We start from the raw sequence: 19,000 nt of genomic DNA, 5'->3' as shown, positions 1-19,000 counted from the left end.
CGACACCGTGCGCGAGTTCGCGCGCACCGGCGCGCCACAGCTCCTGTGGCGGTTCGAGGATTCGTTGGCTGGACACCCCACAAGAATACCAGCGTTCGAACAGACGTGCGAATGTGAAGGTTGCTCCAGAATTGTTCTCGCATTCTGTTGAAGACAGGGAGGAGTTGTTGAGAGGTAAGGAAAAGATATCGTGGAGACTGTCGGGTCCTATGTCCTCAAGATGGTCGTTAGTGGCAAGTCGTGTTCTGAGCTTCCCCTCACTGGTTCAGACGCAGGAAGGTACTTCGATTTCGGCGTCCCGAGCGGACGCGTAGGAGTTCTCGGTGCCGATGACAGTGAAGTCCGCCTTCTGAGGGCCCCGAAGTGATCTGAGGTCGTCGCTGGTGGTGTGGGCATACAAGGGCCGGACCTCGACCAGGTTGAGGAACAGTGTGAGGGCTCAGGCGGCGACTCCCCGCCCCCAAGCCGAACGGTCGATCCAGTAAGTGGTTTCAGCGTCGCCCGAGTCCGCGACGCACTGTATCGGTGACATCCGACAATCGCGGCCGGAGCCGGCAAGTCATCCCGTCACCGCCGAATCCCGCCTAAAGTGACCAGGACGCCGCAGTCACTCCCGGGAGGCACGCATGTCGTTGTTGGCCCAGCTGAACACCGCGATCACCACGGGCGCGATCGAGGTCGTCGACCTCACCGCCCCGTTGAGTGAGAGCACGCCGATCCTCCAGTTGCCGGAGCCGTTCGCGAACACCATCCCGTTCGGTCTGGAGGAGATCAGCCGGTACGACGAACGCGGGCCGCGCTGGTACTGGAACAACATCCACACCGGCGAGCACACCGGGACCCACCTCGACGTTCCCGTTCACTGGCTGTCGGGAAAGGACGGCCACGACGTCTCCCAGGTGCCCTTGCGGACGCTGGTCGCGCCGGCGGTGGTGCTCGACGCGTCGGCTCGTGCGGCCGAGGATCCGGATTTCCTGCTGTCCATCGACGACATCCGTGAGTGGGAGCGCGTGAACGGTCCGCTTCCCGACGGCGGCTGGTTGCTCTACCGCACGGGCTGGGACGCCCGTTCGCATGATCAGGAGGCCTTCCTCAACAACGACGAGAACGGTCCGCATTCGCCGGGGGTCTCGGGGGAGTGTGCCCGCTGGCTCGCGGAGGAGGCGCCGATCACCGGGTTCGGGGTGGAGACCGTGGGCACGGACGCGGGGCAGGCGCTGGCCATCGAACCCGCCTTCCCCTGCCACGAACTCCTTCTGGGCGCGGGAAAGCACGGGTTGACCCAGTTGCAGAATCTGGCGAGTCTGCCGCCCACCGGCTCTTTGCTGATCGTCAGCCCGCTTCCGATCGTCGGCGGCTCCGGCAGCCCCGCCCGGGTCTACGCGCTGGTCGAGCGGGCATGAACGTCGCGGAACTGGTCGGCCGCACCCTCGCCGAACTCGGTGTGGGTGCGGCGTTCGGGGTGGTGGGCAGTGGCAACTTCGAGGCCACCAACGGGTTGCGGGCGGGCGGAGTGTCGTTCGTCGCCGCCCGGCACGAGGGTGGCGCGGCGAGTATGGCCGACGCGTACGCGCGGATGAGCGGCCGCGTGCCGGTGCTGAGTCTCCATCAGGGCGTCGGGTTGACCAACGCGCTCACCGGGATCACCGAGGCGGCCAAGAGCCGGACCCCGATGATCGTCCTGACCGCCGACACCGCGGCGTCGTCGGTGCTGTCGAACTTCCGGATCGACCAGGACGCGCTCGGAACCGCCGTCGGTGCCGTGCCGGAACGCGTCCACGGCGCGGGGACCGCGGTCGCCGACACCGTCCGCGCGTACCGGACGGCGGTGCAGCAACGCCGGACCGTCCTGCTCAATCTGCCGCTCGACGTCCAAGCACAGGAAGCCACAGAAGCGACCCCGGTTCCGGAAATCCCAGGTCCCGCACCGGTCCGGCCGAGCCACGAGGCGGTCGCGAAACTGGCGGACTTCCTCGTCGAAGCACGGCGGCCGGTGTTCGTCGCCGGCCGTGGTGCCCGGGCAAGTTCCGCGCCGCTGAAAGAACTCGCGGAGGTCTCCGGCGCGTTGCTGTCGACGTCGGCGGTGGCGCACGGCCTCTTCCACGACGATCTCTTTTCGCTGGGGATCTCGGGCGGCTTCTCGTCGCCGCGAACGGCGGACCTCATCAGGAACGCCGACCTCGTGATCGGCTGGGGCTGCGCGCTGAACATGTGGACCACCCGGCACGGCACGCTCCTCGGCGCGGAGGCCCGGCTGGTCCAGGTCGACGTCGAGCAGGCCGCGCTCGGCGCCCACCGGCCGATCGACCTCGGCGTCGTCGGTGACGTCACCAGCACGGCCGTGGACGTGCACGCCGAACTGAAGAGGCGTGGACACCGAATGAGCCGCGAAGCCCTCGAAAGCACACGGTGGAACGACGTGCCGTATAACGACCTATCCGGCGATGGGAGGATCGATCCGCGCACGCTCAGCCGCCGTCTCGACGAGATCCTGCCCGCCGAACGCGTGGTCTCGATCGACTCCGGCAACTTCATGGGCTACCCGAGCGCGTATCTGTCCGTCCCCGACGAGAACGGTTTCTGCTTCACACAGGCGTTCCAATGCGTCGGGCTGGGCATGGGGACGGCGATCGGCGCGGCGCTGGCGCGGCCGGACAGGCTACCGGTGCTCGGCGTCGGCGACGGCGGGTTCCACATGGCCATCTCCGAACTGGAAACCGCGGTACGACTGGGGATCCCGCTCGTGGTCATCGTCTACAACGACGCCGCGTACGGCGCCGAGATCCACCACTTCGGTGACGCGGACATGACCACCGTCCGGTTCCCCGACACCGACATCGCGGCGATCGGCCGCGGCTTCGGCTGCGACGGTGTCACCGTGCGTTCGGTCGAGGACCTGGGCGCGGTCACGGAATGGCTCGGCGGGCCACGGGACGCGCCGCTCGTCATCGACGCCAAGATCGCCGACGACGGCGGCTCGTGGTGGCTCGCCGAAGCCTTCCGTCACTGAGGTCTACACGCCCCAGTCCGGCCTCAGCGGCATGCCCGAGTCCCCGTCCGGACCGACCTTGACCCCGAGCACCTGGTGCAGTTCGATCTCCCGGCGCTCGAAGGCGAGGCGGCACGCGGCCATGTACAGCGCCCAGACACGGCTCCGCCCGGCGCCCGCTTCGGCGACGGCCGCGTCCCAGTTCGCGTCGAGGTTGGCGCACCACGCGCCGAGGGTGGTGGCGTAGTGCTCGCGGAGGTTCTCCGAATGCCGCACTTCGAGCCCGCTGTCGTGCATCGCGGTGGCGATCTCGCCGACGGACTCCAGTTCGCCGTCGGGGAAGACGTACCGGTCGATGAACCCGCGTGACCGGTGCGGGACGGAGGTGTCCGGGTTGGTGATGCAGTGGTTCAGCAGCCGCCCGTGCGGCTTCAGTTTCCCGGCGAGGAAACGGAAGTACGACGGCAGGTTGCGCGCGCCGATGTGCTCGGTGAGCCCGATCGACGACACCGCGTCGAAACCCGTTTCGGTGACGTCGCGGTAGTCGAGATGCCGCACCTCGGCGCGGTCCGCGAGGCCCTTGGTCACGATGTCCTTTTGCGCCCACTGCGCCTGTTCGCGCGAAAGGGTGACACCGAGCGCTTCGACGCCGTAGTGCTCGACGGCGTGCTCCACCATGCCGCCCCAGCCGCAGCCGACGTCCAGCAGCCGCATCCCCGGTTTGAGGTCGAGTTTCCGGCACACCAGGTCGAATTTGTGCGCCTGAGCCTCTTCCAGCGAGGAGTCGGCGGACGGATACGCGGCGCAGGTGTAGGCCATCGACGGGCCCAGCACCAGTTCGTAGAACCGGTTCGAGACGTCGTAGTGGTTCGAGATCGCGTTGCTGTCGCGCGCTTTCGAGTGCCGCAGCCCGTCGAAGACGCGTTTGGCACGGCTCGGCAGTTCCTCGGCGGGCGGGGCGACGCGGCGCAGGTGCCTTGGCCCGAGTTCGCGCAGCAGCCACAACCGGTCCGCGGCGCTGAGCTGATCGACCTGTGCCACGAGGGCGCGCAGCGCCGTGTAGAGGTCACCGTCCACTTCGAGCGCGCCTGCCACGTAAGCCCGCGCGAGACCGAGGTCACCCGGGGAGGACATCAGGTAGGTCAACGCCAGCGGCGAGCGCACCTGGATCGACACAGGCGCGTCCGCGGGCCCGCTCGTGCTGCCGTCATAGGCGGTGATGGACACTTCGGTGCTCGGGCCGAGCAACCGCTCGAAGATCTTGCCGACGGTCGTCGTCTCAGCCATGGTCGTCTCTCTTCTTCGGGCCCGGGTCACCGCCGCCGCACGCATTTCGCGTACAGGTCGAGCAAGCGGCCGTCGGGGTCGTAAGCCGTCTTCAGTTTCCGGTAAGCGTCGCCGTTGTACAGCCGCCAGAACTCGTCTTCGGTATAGAAACTGTCGGAATACAGCGACTTCCGCCCGCCGAGTCGCGTCACTTCGGCCTCGATCAGCCGATTGTGCGTATCAGGTTCCTCGCCAGGGTCCAGTGGGACCGCGGACCAGAACCCGAAATTGACGTACAGCGTTTCGGGGTCCAGTTCGTACAGCGGCGAGTTCACGCCACCCGGCCGCTGTTTCAGCGGGCAGATCCACACCGGGCTGATCGGGATCTCGCGGCGGAAGAAGTCCAGGAACTCCGCGGCACGCGACAGCGGCACCTCGATGTCCTGGACGATCGTCTCTTCGGGCGGGAGCCCGCGCAGCTTGAGGAGCTTCGCGGCGATCCCGAACCGGCGGTCGAGCGCCACCGCCTTCCAGTAGACCGAAGACCGCAGCAGTCGCCTGCCCAGCAGCAGCCGGGGGAGCCGGTGCTGCACGCCGAACGCCCGTGAGCACCAGAACCAGTCCGTGTCCCAGCGCCACAGGTAGTCCCGGACGCTCAGATGGTCCGTCTCGCGGGAGCGGATCGACTTGTAGTAGATGTCGAGCCAGGTGTAGTCGCTGGTCGCGGGCGCCGTGGTGGTGAACGTGCCCAGTGTCAGGTACTGCTCGCCCGGTCCGAAGACCGTTCCGTCCACGAAGTCGGCCGACCCGTTACGGCAGGCTTCACCGAGTGCCGCGAAGTACTCCTCCGTGTCCTCGTATCGCACGTGGTCGAGCCGCACGTACGGTTTGACCGGCTCCAGTTCGATCTTCAGCCGCAGCGCGTAGCCGAGCGTCCCGTACGAGTTCGGGAAGCCGTGGAACAGTTCGCTGTGCTCGTTGTCCGCGTTCGCGACGACGATCCGCCCGTCGCCGGTGAGCAACTCCATCTCCAGCACCGACTCGTGCACGAGACCGTTGCGGAACGAGGACGACTCGATACCGAGGCCGGTGACCGCGCCGCCGAGCGTGATCGTCTTGAGCTGCGGTACGACCAGCGGCATCAACCCGTGGGGCAGGGTCGCGTCCACGAGCTGCTCGTAGGTGACCATGCCTTCGACTTCGGCCGTGCGTGCCAGCGGGTCGACGTCGAGGACATGCGTGAAGCCCGAGACGTCCAGCCCCGGCGTACTGGTCGCCGTCCGAGCCCGGAACAGGTTCGACGTCCGTTTCGCCAGCCGGATCGTTCCGTGGAGATCCGCGAGCTGTGCCCGCAGCGTTTCGGCGCGCGCGTTGTGTTCGGCGAACCGGACCAGCCGCGCCGTCGCTCGGGTACCGCTGTCGTCGCTAGTCATTCCTGATCGCCATCAGTTCATCGTGCCCCACGGAACCGCCTGGCGCAGCCCTTATTCCTACCGGAGTCCGGGCAGCGGGACGGCGTTCGCCATGGCGGTGAAGCCCTTGTCGCCGGGATGGAGGTGATCGCCGGAGTCGTACTCGGGTTTCATCCGCTGCGGGTCGGCGGGGTCGCGGATCGCCGCGTCGAAGTCGATGTAGGAGTCGAAGAGCCTGCTGGTCCGGATGAACCGGTTGACCGCCTGCCGGGTCTCCTCAAGCTGGGGCGTGTACGAACGCCAGCCCTTCCACGGCGTGATCGTCGCGCCAAGCACTCGCAGACCGCGGTCGTGCGCCCTCGTCGCGATCTGTTTCAGCGCCGAGATGATCTTGTTCGGATCAGCCTGGTGCGGGGTCTGCTGGATGTCGTTGATGCCCTCGAACACGATCGCCGTCCGCACCCCGGACTGGTTCAGGACGTCCCTGTCGAGCCTGGCCAGCGCGTTGACCCCGTAGGTGCCGCCGTCGAGCAGCAGCCGGTTCCCGCTGATCCCGGCGTTGAGCACGCCGAGCCGCGTGCTGATCTTGTCGGCGAGCTGATCGGGCCAGCGCAGGTTCGCGCCCCAGGTCGAGTTCGCCCCGTCGGTGATCGAGTCGCCGATCGCCACGACACTGCCCCGCAAGCCCGGGCCCCGGACGTCCACTCCGGACACGTAATGCCAGACCGCGGTCTTCTCCGGGAACGCGGCGGCCGACTCGTCGGCGGATTTGTCGCCGTTCCGGGTGAAGTAGGAGTTCTGCGTCGCGAGCGGGTGGTAGGTGACCGGGCCCGACGGCGTCGGGGTGTACGTGGTGACCAGGAGGTCGCCGTCCCTCGGCACGGCCAGCGCCGCGCCGTCGCTGACGATGTCGGCGCCCGGTGGCACGGTGACCTCGCGATCTCCGCCGAAGGTCAGCGTGCGCATCGTGCCGGGCACGGCCTGCGGGGTGTCCGGGCCGGCGGCGACCGCGACGGTCACCCGGCCGAACAGCACCGGAGTCCGGCCGAAGGCGTTGGACAGCCGGACGCGCACCTCGTGCCCGCCCGCGCTGGTGTGCACGATGTTGCGGATGGAGAAGTTCGGGTAACCGTTGTCGGTCCCGGCGACCCCCGCCGCGGGCGCCGCCGCCCAGGTGCCGACCCAGCCGCTGGTGGCGGTGCTCTCCACCGGTGTCGGCGGAGACGCCGCGGCGACCCCCGGAACCACGCCCAGCAACAGGATTCCCGCGACGGCGAGCTGCTTCACGCGCATATCGGTTTCGCCTCCACCCAGTCGGCTCCATCCATCGTGAGTGAATCACCGACAACCGGTCAACGACCTGGACAGGACAGGTTTCTGTCGGAGGGGGCGGTTAGCCTGAACGCCATGACACCTGCCGCTCTCCGGAAGATCTGCCTCGGCTTCCCCGGTGCCCGCGAGGAGTTCCCGTTCGACGAGGCCAACAGTGTGTTCAAGGTCGCGGGCAAGATCTTCGCGCTCGGCCCGCTCAAGGCGAAGCCGCTCCGGATCAGCCTCAAATGCGAGCCCGATCTGGCGGTCCGGCTGCGCGCCGAACATCCGGCGATCATCCCCGGCTACCACCTGAACAAGCAGCACTGGAACACCGTCGAGCTGGACGGTTCGCTGACCGACGGTTTCGTCCGGGAGCTCGTCGAGGACTCGTACGACCTCGTCGTCGCGGGCCTGCCGAAACGAGAACAGGAGAAACTGAACTGGGTCGCGCTCAGCCGGGAGTGAACGGCCCGGGTTTCATCCGGATTTCATCCGACCATGCTCGTCCGGCCTCCTACCGTGGGCGGAGACGGTTGCCGCCCGCCGCACGATGACTCGCTCATCGGGACTTCCTAGGCTGATGCCGTGCTGAGGATCTTGCGGGACCGGTTCCGGGCACGGGTGCAGGCGAGCCTCACCCGTGCCGGGCTGACCCTGCCGTGGTGGGGGGCGCTGTGCGCCAGTGCGGTGAGCTTCGTGTTCACGGCGGTCGCGCTGGTGCAGCGAGACGCGTTGCTGCCGCCCGAGCCGATCGCGCTGGTGGGCCTGATCGTGATCGCGCCGTCGGTGATCTGGACGATCACGAACTGGATCATGCCGTGGGTGCGGATGACGGCGCTGATCATCGCCGCCTCGGTGCTGCTCATCGAGCCGGTGCTCCCGGATTTCGCGCCGTTGCTGCTGCTGGTCGCGGCCACCGAAGCGGGCAGTGTCCTGCGGACGACGTGGGGGATCGCCCTTGTCACCGTCGCGAGCGAGGCGGTACTGGTCGTGGCCGGGATCTGGGGCGGGCTGATCGGCGGGCCGGTGTACATGGTCGCGATCCTGCTCGGCCTCAGCGGCGGGCTCATGGTCCGCTGGTACACCAGGGTGCTCGACGCCGAACGCGGCAACCGGGACGCCTCCCGTGACAAGGCCCTGCTCGCCGAACGCCAGCGGATCGCGCGTGAGGTGCACGACGTCGTCGGCCATTCGCTCAGCATCACGCTGCTGCATCTGACCGGGGCCCGGCACGCGTTGCAGCAGGACCGCGACGTCGACGAGGCGATCGAAGCGCTCACCGAGGCCGAGCAGGTGGGGCGTGCCGCGATGGCCGACATCCGCCGCACGGTCGGCCTGCTCGCCGACTCCCCGTCGGGCAGCGCCCCGCTGCCGGGCGTGGAGGACATCGCGACGCTGGTGGAACGCACCCGCAGTGCCGGACTCGCGGTGCGCTATACACAGGAAGGCGACCTCGGCCGAGTAGGCGCCTCGGAAGGATTGGGCCTCTACCGGATCGTGCAGGAATCACTGGTCAATGTCGTCAAACACGCCCCCGGGGCGACCGCGGAGGTCCGGCTGAACGCCGGCCGGTCCGGCGTGAAGCTCATCGTCAGCAACACCCTCCCCTCGAATGTCCGGCGCTCGGCCGAGGACGGTTCGGGACTGGCGGGGATGGCCGTCCGCGCGGCCCAGCTCGGCGCCGATCTCAGTGCCGGGCCCAGCGGCAGGCAGTGGATCGTGCAGGTCACCGTGCCGGGAGCCCAACCGTGACCGCCGCCGAGATCCACGTGCTGCTGGTCGACGACCAGGAGCTGGTCCGGTCCGGGCTGCGGCGCATCCTGCGGCGCCGCGACGGCTTCGTCATCGCGGGGGAATGCGGCGACGGTTCGGAAGTGCCAGGGGCGCTGGCCGCGCACGAGGTCGACGTCATCGTGATGGACCTGCGGATGAAGAACGTCGGCGGCGTCGAGGCGACCAGCAGGCTGCGGCGGTCCGGCGGCCATCCGCCGGTGCTCGCGCTGACCACGTTCGACGACGACAACCTCCTTGCCGACGCACTGCGGGCGGGCGCCGCCGGTTACGTCCTCAAGGATTCCCCGGCCGAAGACCTGATCCGGGCGGTGCGGGCGGTCGCCGCGGGTGACGCGTGGCTCGACCCCGGAGTCACCGGCCGGGTGCTCGCCGCGTACCGGCAGGCCGCCGGGAACGGCAGCGGTGGCCGGTCACCGGAACTGCTGACACCGAGGGAGCAGGACGTGCTCCGGGCGATCGGCCGCGGGCTGACCAACGCGGAGATCGCCGCGGCACTCGTCATCTCGGAGGTGACCGTGAAAAGCCATATCGGCCGGATCTTCACCAAACTCCAGCTGCGTGACCGGGCGGCGGCGATCGTGTACGCGTTCGACCACGGGATCGTGGTGCCGGGCTGATGCGCAACGATGGGGGGATCATGCCGGACTCGCGACTTCGCTTCGAACTACTCGGCCCGTTGCGGGCCTGGCACGGGGAGACCCGGCTGGACCTGGGGCCGGTCCGGCAGCAGGCCGTGCTGGCCGCGCTGCTGCTGCGCCCGGACGTGACCGTCAGCCACTACGAACTCACCGACGGGCTCTGGGAAAAGCCGCCGGAGTCCAATGTGCTGCCGGTGTACGTCCGGCGGCTGCGGCAATGCCTGGACACCTCCGGGCAGAAGCCGAGGGACTCGGTGATCGTGTCCGATCGCGGCGGTTACCGGTTCGCCAGCGGCGGGGTGCGCCTCGACGTGGTGCGGTTGGAGGAGATCGCCGTCGTGGCGGCCGCCGCCGAGGAGGCGGGTGACCTCGTGACCGCGGTGGACACCTTCGCCGACGCGCTCCGGCTGTTCCACGGCGAGCCGCTGACGGGGCTGCCGGGCGCGTTCGTCCAGGGCGAGCGGCGACGGCTGGAGGAACGCAGGCTTCTGCTGCTGCGCCGGAAACTGCGGGCCCAGCTGAAACTCGGGCGGTTCGACGAGGTGATCGGCGAGCTGTCGGCGCTGGTGTCGGCCGATCCGCCGAGCGAGCCGCTGGCCGCGTTGCTGATGCGGGCGCTCTACGGCGGCGGGCGGCAGGCGGAGGCACTGGAGGTGTTCACCGACGTCCGCGAGCGGCTGATCGAGCAGCTCGGCGTCGAGCCGGGTGAGGAACTGCGGCAAGTGCAGGAAGCGGTGCTGCGCGGGGACGAGACGCTGCTCGGTGTCACGCCGCGCCGCGAGCCGTCCCGCCGGATCCGCAACGAACTGCCCGCCACCAACGGCGAACTCGTCGGCAGGGACCGGGAACTCGCGCTGCTCGTCGAGGACGGCGATCCGGAGTCGGTCTCGGTCGACGCCGTCGACGGCGTTCCCGGCGCGGGGAAGACCACACTCGCGGTGCGCGCGGCACACCGGCTTCGCGAGTCCTATCCGGACGGTGCCTTGTTCGTGGATCTCCACGGCTACACCGAAGGCCGTGAGCCGGTGAAGCCGGAGCGCGCGCTGCGGCGGCTGCTGCGCGCGGTCGGTGTCGAAGACGGCGCCATGCCGGACGATCTCGACGAACTGGCCGCGTCGTGGCGGGCGGCGACCTCGCAGCTGAGGTTGCTGCTGGTGCTCGACAACGCCGAATCCGCCGGGCAGGTGCGGCCGCTGCTGCCGTCCGGTCCGGGCAGTCGCGTGCTGGTGACCAGCCGACGCCGTCTGTCCGGTTTGGACGCCGATCGACGGGTTTCCCTTGGCGCACTGGGCCTTGAAGCGGCGGAAAAGCTGCTCGGCCGGATCGTGGGGGCGCCGAGGGCCGAGGGCGAACGGTTCGCCGTGCGCGCGCTCGCCGGACTGTGCGGGCGGCTGCCGCTCGCGCTGCGGATCGCGGGCGCGCGGTTGCAGAACCGTCCGATGTGGACGTTCAAGGATCTGGTGGACCGGATGTCGGACGACGAGCGCAGGCTCGGCGAGCTGACCGCCGAGGACCGCAGCGTCGAAGTGGCACTGCGCCTGTCCTACGAGCAGCTCCGGCCTGCCGAACAGAACGCGTTCACGATGCTCGGCCTGTCACCGACTCCCGAATTCGACCGGCTTTCGGTCGCCGCCCTGCTGGGCTCCTCGCCCGCCGAAGCCGAGCGGCAGCTGGAAAGCCTGGTCGACGCGAGCCTCGTGCAGGAACCGGCGAGTGGTCGTTACCGGCTGCACGACCTGGTGGCGGTCTACGCGCGGCATCTCGCCGGCGAGATGCCCGAAGACGTTGCCGACGCGGCGCGGAAACGGGTGTACGGCCTGTACCTCAGCGCCTCTCGCCGGGCGAGCGAATGGGGTGTCGCGCGGTTCCCGCTGGAATCCGGGGGAGCGTTCACCGGGCAACGGGACGCTTCCGCCTGGCTCGACGCCGTCGGCGACCTGCCGGAGGTGGTGACCCAGGCCGCCGAAGCCGGACTCGACGGCCTCGCTTGCTCGATCGCCGAAGGGCTGGTCGACTATCTCGCGCGCCAGCAGCGGTACCACGAATGCCGGACGGCGTTGCAGATCGCGCTGCCACTGGCGCAACAGGCCGAAGACGAACGTCTCGTCTCGTCGCTGCGGTTCTGCCTCGGCTACGCCTATGCCGCGCAGGGGCAGCTGGACCGGGCGCGCGGCTGCTTCGACGACGCGCTGCGGGCGGGCCAGGCCTCGGGCGACCGCGGGGTGGAGGCTCGGGCGCTGGGCGGGCTCGCCATGGCGGATCTGATCGACGGCAGGCACGATCTCGCCATCCCCGGCACGCGGCGGGTGATGATCCTCGCCGACGAGGTGGGGGACCGCTGGCTGGCCGAACGGTCGCTGTCCGCGCTCGGCTACCTCGCGTACCTGCGAGGCGAGCACGAGGAAGCACTCGGCCACCTCGGCCGTGCCCGTGAACTGAGTGAGGAGATCGGCAGTCCGGGGATGCTGGCCAGGGTGCTGTGCCACTGCGGCACCGTCCGGCTGGAGACCGGCAGGTTCGCCGAAGCGGCGCTGGACCTCCGGCGCTCCGTCGAACTCGCCGAGGAGACCACGGACGGCCTGCTGACCGCGACCGCCCTCGCCCGCCTGGGTGCCGCGGAACTGGAACTGGGGAACCTCGACGCGGCGTTCGAACTCCAGCGGCGGGCGCTGACCGCGGTCACCGAGGAGACCATCGCCGGGATGGAGTCCGAGATCCGCAACCGGCTCGGCCGCACCCATCTCGCCGCGGGCGATCCCGTGGCGGCGAGGGAGCATTTCGAGTGGGTGCTCACCACCATCGGATCCGACGGCGATTCCCTGCAACGTTCCCTCGCGCTGGAAGGTCTGGACCTCACCAGACAGTCGGTACGCCGGCGTTGATGATCGTGAAGCGGTGCCCCGTCATGCTCGTCCGCCAGCGCGCGAAGTAGGCGTCGGCGGCGTCGGTCAGATGCACCCCGGCGCGGACCTCGTGCACCACGCAGGCCCAGTCGGCGGCGTCGCACAGCACCAGTTCCCGCGGTGCCCCGCGTTTCCGGAGCACGGACGAACAAAGGGCACCGCGCTTGCCGACGTTGCCGTCGTCGAGGCAGCGGCGGAGGTCCTCGACGGCCTGGGCGGCGGTTTCGAACAACGTCCACCGGTACTTCGGCGACGGGCGGCCGTCGGCCCACGGCATGAAGAACGCCGCCCAGCTCCAGCCGGGTCCGACGACCTCGTCCCGCTCCCCGGGACTCGGCGCGTCTTCCCGGGGCAGCACCATGTTGTACGGGGTCCGGCTCGCCGGGCTCATGCACGTCTCCTCGTGGACCACCGGCCCGCGAACGCGGATCCGTGCCCGGAACCGTAGGGCGGAGCCATGAAATCCCGATGAAACGCTTGCGGCACGGCGGTCGTGAGTGTTTTGGGTCGCCCGGGTATGTGACCAGCGTCGCTCGCCTATACCCATGGGGGGTATGTAAGGTGATGGTGAGAGCGGCGCCCGAGTCCGCTCCGCGATCGCGGGTGGCACCCGCACTAAGGACGCGCACGATGAACACGCACGACGCCCACGGCATGCACGACCACGAACCCGCCGGGCTCGCGTCGACGAAAGGCGGCTACACCCTCGCGCCCACCACGACGATGCTCGTTCCGGGAATGACCCGCCCGTTCACCTTCCGCGTCCTCGGCCCCGATGGGGCGCCGGTGACGGCCTACGACGTCGAACACGAGAAGCGCATGCACCTCATCGTCGTTCGCCGCGACACCGTGGGCTTCCAGCACATCCACCCGGAACTGGGCGAGGACGGCACGTGGACCGTGCCGCTGACCGTTGGTGAGGCGGGGGTCTACCGCGCCTTCGCCGACTTCAAGCCCAGTGGTGGAGTCGCGACGACCTTGGGTGTCGACCTCTTCGCCGCCGGGGACTTCCGTCCCGTCGAGTACACGCCCTCGCGGGTCGCGGAGGTCGACGGATACCGGGTCGAACTCGACGGCGAACTCACGCCGGGCAAGCCGTCGAAGGTGACGCTCACCGTCACCGAAAACGGCCGTGAAGTCACCGATTTGCAGCCTTACCTGGGTGCTTACGGGCATTTGGTCGCCTTGCGCGGCGGCGACCTCGCGTACCTGCACGTCCACCCGGACGGCGAACCCGGTGACGGCCACACCGCGGCCGGGCCTGCGGTCACGTTCTTCGCGGGAGTCCCGACCGGCGGCACTTACCGGCTCTTCCTCGACTTCCAGCACGGGGACAAGGTCCGCACCGCCGAGTTCACCGTCGCCGCTTGACGTCCTGGCCGGTCCTCCTCCACTATGAACACGTGTTCATGAACACGTGTTCATAACGGAGGAGGTTCTGGGATGTCCGGCATCGTCAACACCGCTCAGGCGGAAGCGTGGAACGGCTACGAGGGACGGCACTGGGCCGAGCACGACGAGCGCTACGACGCGGTGAACAGCGGGTTCAACGAGTTCCTGTTCGACGCGGCCGGGATCGGCGAGCGTGACCGGGTGCTCGACGTCGGCTGCGGCAACGGGCAGGTCACCCGGCTCGCCGCCGTCCGTGCCCCGCTCGGCGGGGCGACCGGGATCGATCTGTCCGCGCCGATGCTCGCCACGGCGCGGATCCGCGCGGAGGCCGAAGGTGTCGCGAACGTCGTGTTCGACCAGGGTGACGTCCAGGTCTTCCCGTTCGGTGAAGACGTTTTCGACGTCGCGCTCAGCCGGTTCGCGGTGATGTTCTTCGCCGATCCGGTCGCCGCCTTCACCAACGTGCGCCGCGCGCTGCGACCCGGCGGCAGGCTCGCGTTCCTGTGCATGACCGAACTCGCCGGAACCGATCTGGGTGCCGTTTTCGGCGCGCTGGCACCGTTTCTGCCGACCCCGACCGGCGAAGACGGCACCGGCCCGACGTCCTTCGCCGATCCGGCGCGGGTCCGCTCGGTGCTGAGTGACGCCGGATTCCTCGACGTCGTCTGCACGCGTGTCGAGGCCGATCAGATCTGGGGGAGCGACGTGCCCGACGCGGCCGGTTTCATGGCCGGTTGGGGACCGGTCAAGTATCACCTCGACCAGGCCGGAGCCGAAGCGGCGGCCGGTGCGCGGGAAGCTCTTTCGGCCGCGCTCAGGCCTTTCGACGGACCGGGCGGTGTCCGGCTGCGCGGCGCGGCGTGGCTGGTCACGGCTTCCGCACACGGCTGAGCTCCGATGTCACCGAGGAAAGCGGCGGCCCTGCGTCACACCGAAGACGGCCGGAGCCTGCGCGAGCATCTGATCGCCACGGCCGCGGACCTGATTTCCGCCAGCGGCACCGCGGAACTCACGGTCCGCGCCATCGCGCGTGCGGCCGGGGTCGCCGACGGCGTGCTGTACAACCATTTCTCCGACAAGGAAGAGTTGCTGGCCAACGCGTTGGCCGAACACGTGCGGAGGGTCGAAGCCGGGCTCGACGAGCTGCCCGCGCCCGGTTCGGGTACGGTCGAAGCCAATCTCCGGGCCCAGCTGTCCTACGGTTTGGCTTTGCACAAGGAGATCCTGCCCGCGTTCGCCGGGCTGCTCGCCCGCCCCGCCGTACTCGCGCGGTACGGAGAACTGGGCGAGGGCACCGAGACCTGGCGGGATCGCCTCGCGGAATACCTGTGCGCGGAAAAGGAACTCGGCAGGCTGGCCGGCGATGCCCAAGCGGCGGCGGCGATGCTGGTCGGGGTCTGCCACGAAACTGTGCTCGCCGGCCTGCTCCCGCACGGGCCGAAAGTGACCACGTCGCCGGGTACGGAAGCAGTGGTCACGACAGTGCTGGAAGGTATCGCGGCCCGATGATCCCCGTCACGGGTTGATCCCTGCCCGTTTTGGGTAACCCGATTGTGCGACTTCAGCAGGGAGGCCGCGTGCAACGGGAGGGGTGGCTCCATGATCAGCGTCGCGGAGCATCCGGTGCCGGGGACCTGGGTGCTCGACCTGCGGGCCACCACGCCTCGGGCCTTGCCCGACATGCGAGCCTGGGTCGTCAGATGCCTTCCCGATCTCGGCGAAGGGCATCGTGACGACGTCCTGCTGGCGGCGACCGAACTCGTCGCCAACGCCTACGTGCACGGAGGTGGCGCACGCCACATCCAGCTGTGGCGCGGCGTGACACCGTGCGCCGTCCGCATCGAGGTCGCGGACGTCAGCGTCGAACAACCCCGGGCGCGTTGTTCGCAGATCGAGGATCCCCGCGGGCGAGGGCTGCTCGTCGTCGACGGGGTCGCGGTGCAATGGGGCGTCCGGCGTGAGCCGGTCCGCGGCGGAAAGATCGTCTGGGCACATATCCGCTGCGACGGCGGCTGCCCGGAAGCGCTTCCACGCGTGCGCGGGAAGCGCTCCCGGAGCTGACTCAGGCCGCGCGGCGTGCGGTGAGCAGGCCGAGAGTGGAGATGGCGGCGAAGCCGAACAACAGCCACCTCGCCGACGTGAGCACCGAAGGGCCGCCGAGGTTGACCAGCAGGCCGGCGACCGCCGCGCCGAACGCGGTCGACATCGTCAGGATCGTGGCGATCCCGGCGGCGGCCTTCCCGCCTTCGCCGTCCGGTGCGGAGGTCATCGCCGCGACGGACAGATGGGGCATCGCGATGCCGATTCCCATGCCACCGAAGAAGAGTACCGGCAGCCACGCGAGAACGAGGGGCAGCGACGGCTGTTCTGTCTGCAGCAGACCCAGCACGGCGAACCCGGCGGCGAGACAGGCCGGTCCGGCGAGCACGAGCCGCCGAGTCTCACGAGCCGAAGCGCTGACGAGCTGGCTCACCGACCAGCCCAAGGACAGCGCGGCGGCGAAGAATCCCGCGGCCGCGGGCGGAAGTCCGCCCAGTCGCTGGCCGAAGAGCGGCAAGAACGTCTCCACCGAGACGCCGGACGCCAGCACCATGATGGTCAGGTAGATCCACCGCAGCCGCGAACCCGGCCGGTACACCGAACCGGGCAGCACGCTCGCCACCGCGCGCTTCTCCGTCGCCAGGAACGCGGCCACGAGAACGAGACCCAGCGCGATGAAGGCCGCCATCGCGAGTGTGCCGGAAAGGATCCCGGCCATGCTCACCGCTCCGGTCGCGCCGACGATCAAGGACAGCGACACGACCGGAACCGGCGGCGCCTGCGCCGGACGTCCACCGCGGGGGAGCGCCCGCGGCACGAAGACCGCCAGCGCGGCCGCCACCACGGCAAGTACCACGAACGCGGACCGCCACGAGCCGAACTGTGCCGAGAACCCGCCGAGCGCCGGGCCCGCGAAGTTGCCGACCCCGAACATCGCGGAGATCAGGGCGCTTCCCCTGCTCCACAGCCGGGGCGGCAGCGCCGAATGGATCAGGGCGAAACCCAGTCCGGTCAGCAGGCCGGCGCCGAGCCCCTGTATCCCGCGGCCGACGAGGAGGACCGGCATCGACGGGCTCACCGCGCACAACACCGAGCCCGCGGCGAAGACGCCGAAGCCGATCAAATAGGAACCCTTGCCGCCGAAGCGGAAAAGGGCTTGACCCACCGACATGGTCGCGACGACCTGGGCGACCAAGAACGCTGTCATGGTCCAGGCGTACAACGACCGTCCGCCGATGTCCTGGATCGCCGTCGGCAGCAGGCTCGCCGCCACATAAATGGTGATCGCGCCGACGAGCACACCACCCGCCAGTACCACCGAAGTGCTCGTGTGCCGGCCCAGTTCCCGCCAGGATCCGACGTCTTGCCCGATGCTCACGCGTTTCTCCTCGTTGTCGAAAGGATTGCGCTTCGCATCCTGTCGGCGCGGGGAGCCCCGGTAATCGGACAAATCGGACGTGAATCACGTCACATTTTCGTGCGGCCCTCGATGGCGGCACGGGCCGCCTCGACCGACTTCCGGACGACGACTTCCGTGGAATAGCCCTGTTTCGTGAAGACTCCGTCGAGGTAGAACGTGCCGTAGCCGTGTGCCTGGGTGAACAACTGCTCCATCAGTTCCAGCCCGTCCTGTGGCCGATCGGCGACGGTGAGGCAGAGCATGACGAACTGGTCGGTCAAGCGGCGGGTCTGCTCGTGCAGGTCTGCGTGCTCCGGGCCTTGCAACCCGTCGGCGTAGATGACGTTCATCCCGGCCCGGCGTTCGATCAGGTACTCCGTGTACGCGCCGGCGGCCGCGGCGAGCGCGGCGACGGGCTCGCTCTCGGCCTCGACAGCGTCGTGCACCCTGTCGGCCAGCTGGCAGGCGACGCTCGTCGCGATCGCGGCCATCAGGCTTTCCTTGGTCGGGAAATGCCGGTACGGCGCGCCGGGGCTGACCTTCGCGCGCCTGGCGACCTCGGCGACGGAGAACGCGCCCAGTCCCTGTTCGGCGATCAAGTCGAGCGAGACCCGCACGAGTTCGGCGCGGAGGTCGCCGTGATGGTACTTGCCGCCCATGTCGTGGATCACACCGTCCCGGTCGCGGAATATGTAAGAGCCCTCTTACGCTCGTTGTAAGTGACCTCTTACATGGTCTCACTGTTTCTCGGAGGGTTTCATGACGACGACCACGCACGCCATCGCCGCGCCGTCCCCGGGCGCCGCACTGTCGCCGACGACCATCGAGCGTCGCGACCTGCGTCCGGACGACGTGCTGATCGACATCGCGTACGCGGGGATCTGCCACAGCGACATCCACCAGGTGAAGGAGGACTGGGGCAGCGCGATCTTCCCGATGGTGCCCGGCCACGAGATCGCCGGCGTCGTCGCCGCGGTCGGCTCCGGCGTCACGAAGTACCAGGTCGGAGACCGCGTCGGGGTCGGCTGCATGGTCGACTCCTGTGGCGAGTGCGAGTACTGCCTCGCGGGCACCGAGCAGTTCTGCCTCAAGGGCAACATCCAAACCTACAACGGAGTCGGCTTCGACGGCGAGAACACCTACGGCGGTTACAGCCGCCAGATCGTCGTGAAGGACGGCTTCGTCTGCCGGATCCCGGAAGGCATCAGCCTCGATGTCGCCGCCCCGCTGCTGTGCGCGGGCATCACCACCTACTCCCCGCTGAACCGCTGGGGTGCCGGACCGGGCAAGAAGGTCGCCGTCGTCGGCCTCGGCGGACTCGGCCACATGGCGGTCAAGATCGCGGTCGCCATGGGCGCCGACGTCACCGTGCTCAGCCAGAGCCTGAAGAAGCAGGAAGACGGCCTGAAGCTGGGTGCGAAGGACTACTTCGCGACCGGTGACGCGTCGACGTTCCAGACGCTGCGCGGCCGCTTCGACCTGATCCTCAACACCGTTTCGGCGACGCTGCCCGTCGACTCCTACCTTGGCATGCTGCGGGTCGGCGGAGCCATGGTCAACGTCGGCGCGCCCGGCGAACCGTTGTCCTACAACGCCTTCTCGCTGCTCGGCGGCAACAAGGTGCTCGCTGGTTCGATGATCGGCGGCATCGCCGAGACCCAGGAGATGCTCGACTTCTGCGCCGAGCACGGCATCGGCGCCGAGATCGAGACGATCTCGGCCGACCAGGTGAACGTGGCCTACGACCGGGTCGAGAACAGCGACGTCCGCTACCGGTTCGTCATCGACGCGGCGACCATCGGCGCCTGACTTTTCTGTCCGTGAGTGATTTGGGTCGAGGATTCAGAACGCTC

At 69.0% G+C, this 19,000-nt stretch carries 17 protein-coding genes; 11 read left to right on the top strand and 6 right to left on the bottom strand.

All coding sequences use genetic code 11. The features are described from left to right. Positions 1-626: 626 nt before the first annotated feature. On the top strand, positions 627-1,403 hold the full coding sequence (locus tag ACLJO0_RS30680; protein WP_410582227.1) for a cyclase family protein: 777 nt from the start codon (positions 627-629) through the stop codon (positions 1,401-1,403). Continuing rightward, entirely contained in the window at positions 1,400-3,010 is a 1,611-nt protein-coding gene (locus tag ACLJO0_RS30675) for a thiamine pyrophosphate-binding protein (RefSeq protein ID WP_410582226.1), read from the top strand. The genes ACLJO0_RS30680 and ACLJO0_RS30675 overlap by 4 nt, the downstream gene beginning before the upstream one ends. Positions 3,011-3,013: 3 nt before the next feature. On the opposite strand, the gene ACLJO0_RS30670 is transcribed toward ACLJO0_RS30675, so the two are convergent. The 3 genes from ACLJO0_RS30670 to ACLJO0_RS30660 are packed head-to-tail and all read right to left on the bottom strand — an operon-like array spanning position 3,014 to position 6,960. Next, positions 3,014-4,276: a class I SAM-dependent methyltransferase gene (locus ACLJO0_RS30670; protein WP_410582224.1), complete on the bottom strand. Its 1,263-nt coding sequence runs from the start codon at positions 4,274-4,276 to the stop codon at positions 3,014-3,016. Between the two features lie 26 nt (positions 4,277-4,302). Beyond that, on the bottom strand, positions 4,303-5,688 hold the full coding sequence (locus tag ACLJO0_RS30665; RefSeq protein WP_410582222.1) for an FAD-binding oxidoreductase: 1,386 nt from the start codon (positions 5,686-5,688) through the stop codon (positions 4,303-4,305). Between the two features lie 57 nt (positions 5,689-5,745). Continuing rightward, positions 5,746-6,960, bottom strand: coding sequence for an SGNH/GDSL hydrolase family protein (locus ACLJO0_RS30660; RefSeq protein WP_410582220.1), 1,215 nt, complete (start codon positions 6,958-6,960; stop codon positions 5,746-5,748). Positions 6,961-7,074: 114 nt separating this feature from the next. On the opposite strand from ACLJO0_RS30660, the gene ACLJO0_RS30655 reads away from it, so the two are divergent. The 4 genes from ACLJO0_RS30655 (at position 7,075) to ACLJO0_RS30640 (ending at position 12,295) form a co-directional block, all read left to right on the top strand. Then, complete coding sequence (locus tag ACLJO0_RS30655; protein ID WP_410582218.1) at positions 7,075-7,446, top strand: MmcQ/YjbR family DNA-binding protein; 372 nt, start codon at positions 7,075-7,077, stop codon at positions 7,444-7,446. 120 nt (positions 7,447-7,566) lie between these two features. Then, a complete protein-coding gene (locus tag ACLJO0_RS30650; RefSeq protein WP_410582216.1) occupies positions 7,567-8,733 on the top strand; it encodes a sensor histidine kinase in 1,167 nt (388 codons plus the stop codon). Then, a complete protein-coding gene (locus tag ACLJO0_RS30645; protein WP_410582214.1) occupies positions 8,730-9,392 on the top strand; it encodes a response regulator transcription factor in 663 nt (220 codons plus the stop codon). The genes ACLJO0_RS30650 and ACLJO0_RS30645 overlap by 4 nt, the downstream gene beginning before the upstream one ends. Next, positions 9,392-12,295, top strand: coding sequence for an AfsR/SARP family transcriptional regulator (locus ACLJO0_RS30640; protein ID WP_410582212.1), 2,904 nt, complete (start codon positions 9,392-9,394; stop codon positions 12,293-12,295). Before ACLJO0_RS30645 ends, ACLJO0_RS30640 begins: the two co-directional genes overlap by 1 nt. Here the strand turns inward: ACLJO0_RS30640 and ACLJO0_RS30635 are convergent. Further along, positions 12,267-12,707, bottom strand: coding sequence for a hypothetical protein (locus ACLJO0_RS30635; protein ID WP_125797302.1), 441 nt, complete (start codon positions 12,705-12,707; stop codon positions 12,267-12,269). The genes ACLJO0_RS30640 and ACLJO0_RS30635 overlap by 29 nt on opposite strands. Positions 12,708-12,946: 239 nt before the next feature. Between ACLJO0_RS30635 and ACLJO0_RS30630 the strand changes: the two genes are divergently transcribed. The 4 genes from ACLJO0_RS30630 (at position 12,947) to ACLJO0_RS30615 (ending at position 15,769) form a co-directional block, all read left to right on the top strand. After that, on the top strand, positions 12,947-13,687 hold the full coding sequence (locus tag ACLJO0_RS30630) for a hypothetical protein (protein ID WP_410582211.1): 741 nt from the start codon (positions 12,947-12,949) through the stop codon (positions 13,685-13,687). 72 nt (positions 13,688-13,759) lie between these two features. After that, the gene (locus ACLJO0_RS30625) at positions 13,760-14,599 is read left to right on the top strand and encodes a class I SAM-dependent methyltransferase (RefSeq protein WP_410582209.1); all 840 of its coding nucleotides are present in this window, start codon (positions 13,760-13,762) and stop codon (positions 14,597-14,599) included. 6 nt (positions 14,600-14,605) lie between these two features. After that, positions 14,606-15,217: a TetR/AcrR family transcriptional regulator gene (locus ACLJO0_RS30620; protein ID WP_410582208.1), complete on the top strand. Its 612-nt coding sequence runs from the start codon at positions 14,606-14,608 to the stop codon at positions 15,215-15,217. Positions 15,218-15,307: 90 nt separating this feature from the next. Beyond that, the gene (locus ACLJO0_RS30615; RefSeq protein WP_125797307.1) at positions 15,308-15,769 is read left to right on the top strand and encodes an ATP-binding protein; all 462 of its coding nucleotides are present in this window, start codon (positions 15,308-15,310) and stop codon (positions 15,767-15,769) included. A gap of 1 nt (position 15,770) precedes the next feature. On the opposite strand, the gene ACLJO0_RS30610 is transcribed toward ACLJO0_RS30615, so the two are convergent. Beyond that, a complete protein-coding gene (locus ACLJO0_RS30610; RefSeq protein ID WP_410582207.1) occupies positions 15,771-17,126 on the bottom strand; it encodes an MFS transporter in 1,356 nt (451 codons plus the stop codon). A gap of 89 nt (positions 17,127-17,215) precedes the next feature. Beyond that, entirely contained in the window at positions 17,216-17,818 is a 603-nt protein-coding gene (locus ACLJO0_RS30605) for a TetR/AcrR family transcriptional regulator (protein ID WP_410582205.1), read from the bottom strand. A gap of 88 nt (positions 17,819-17,906) precedes the next feature. Between ACLJO0_RS30605 and ACLJO0_RS30600 the strand changes: the two genes are divergently transcribed. Continuing rightward, on the top strand, positions 17,907-18,956 hold the full coding sequence (locus ACLJO0_RS30600; protein WP_125797310.1) for an NAD(P)-dependent alcohol dehydrogenase: 1,050 nt from the start codon (positions 17,907-17,909) through the stop codon (positions 18,954-18,956). Positions 18,957-19,000: the final 44 nt, after the last annotated feature.

The organism is Amycolatopsis sp. lyj-108 (genome assembly GCF_046549005.1).
GTDB lineage: Bacteria > Actinomycetota > Actinomycetes > Mycobacteriales > Pseudonocardiaceae > Amycolatopsis.
This window is presented reverse-complemented; position numbering and strand designations above follow the sequence as displayed.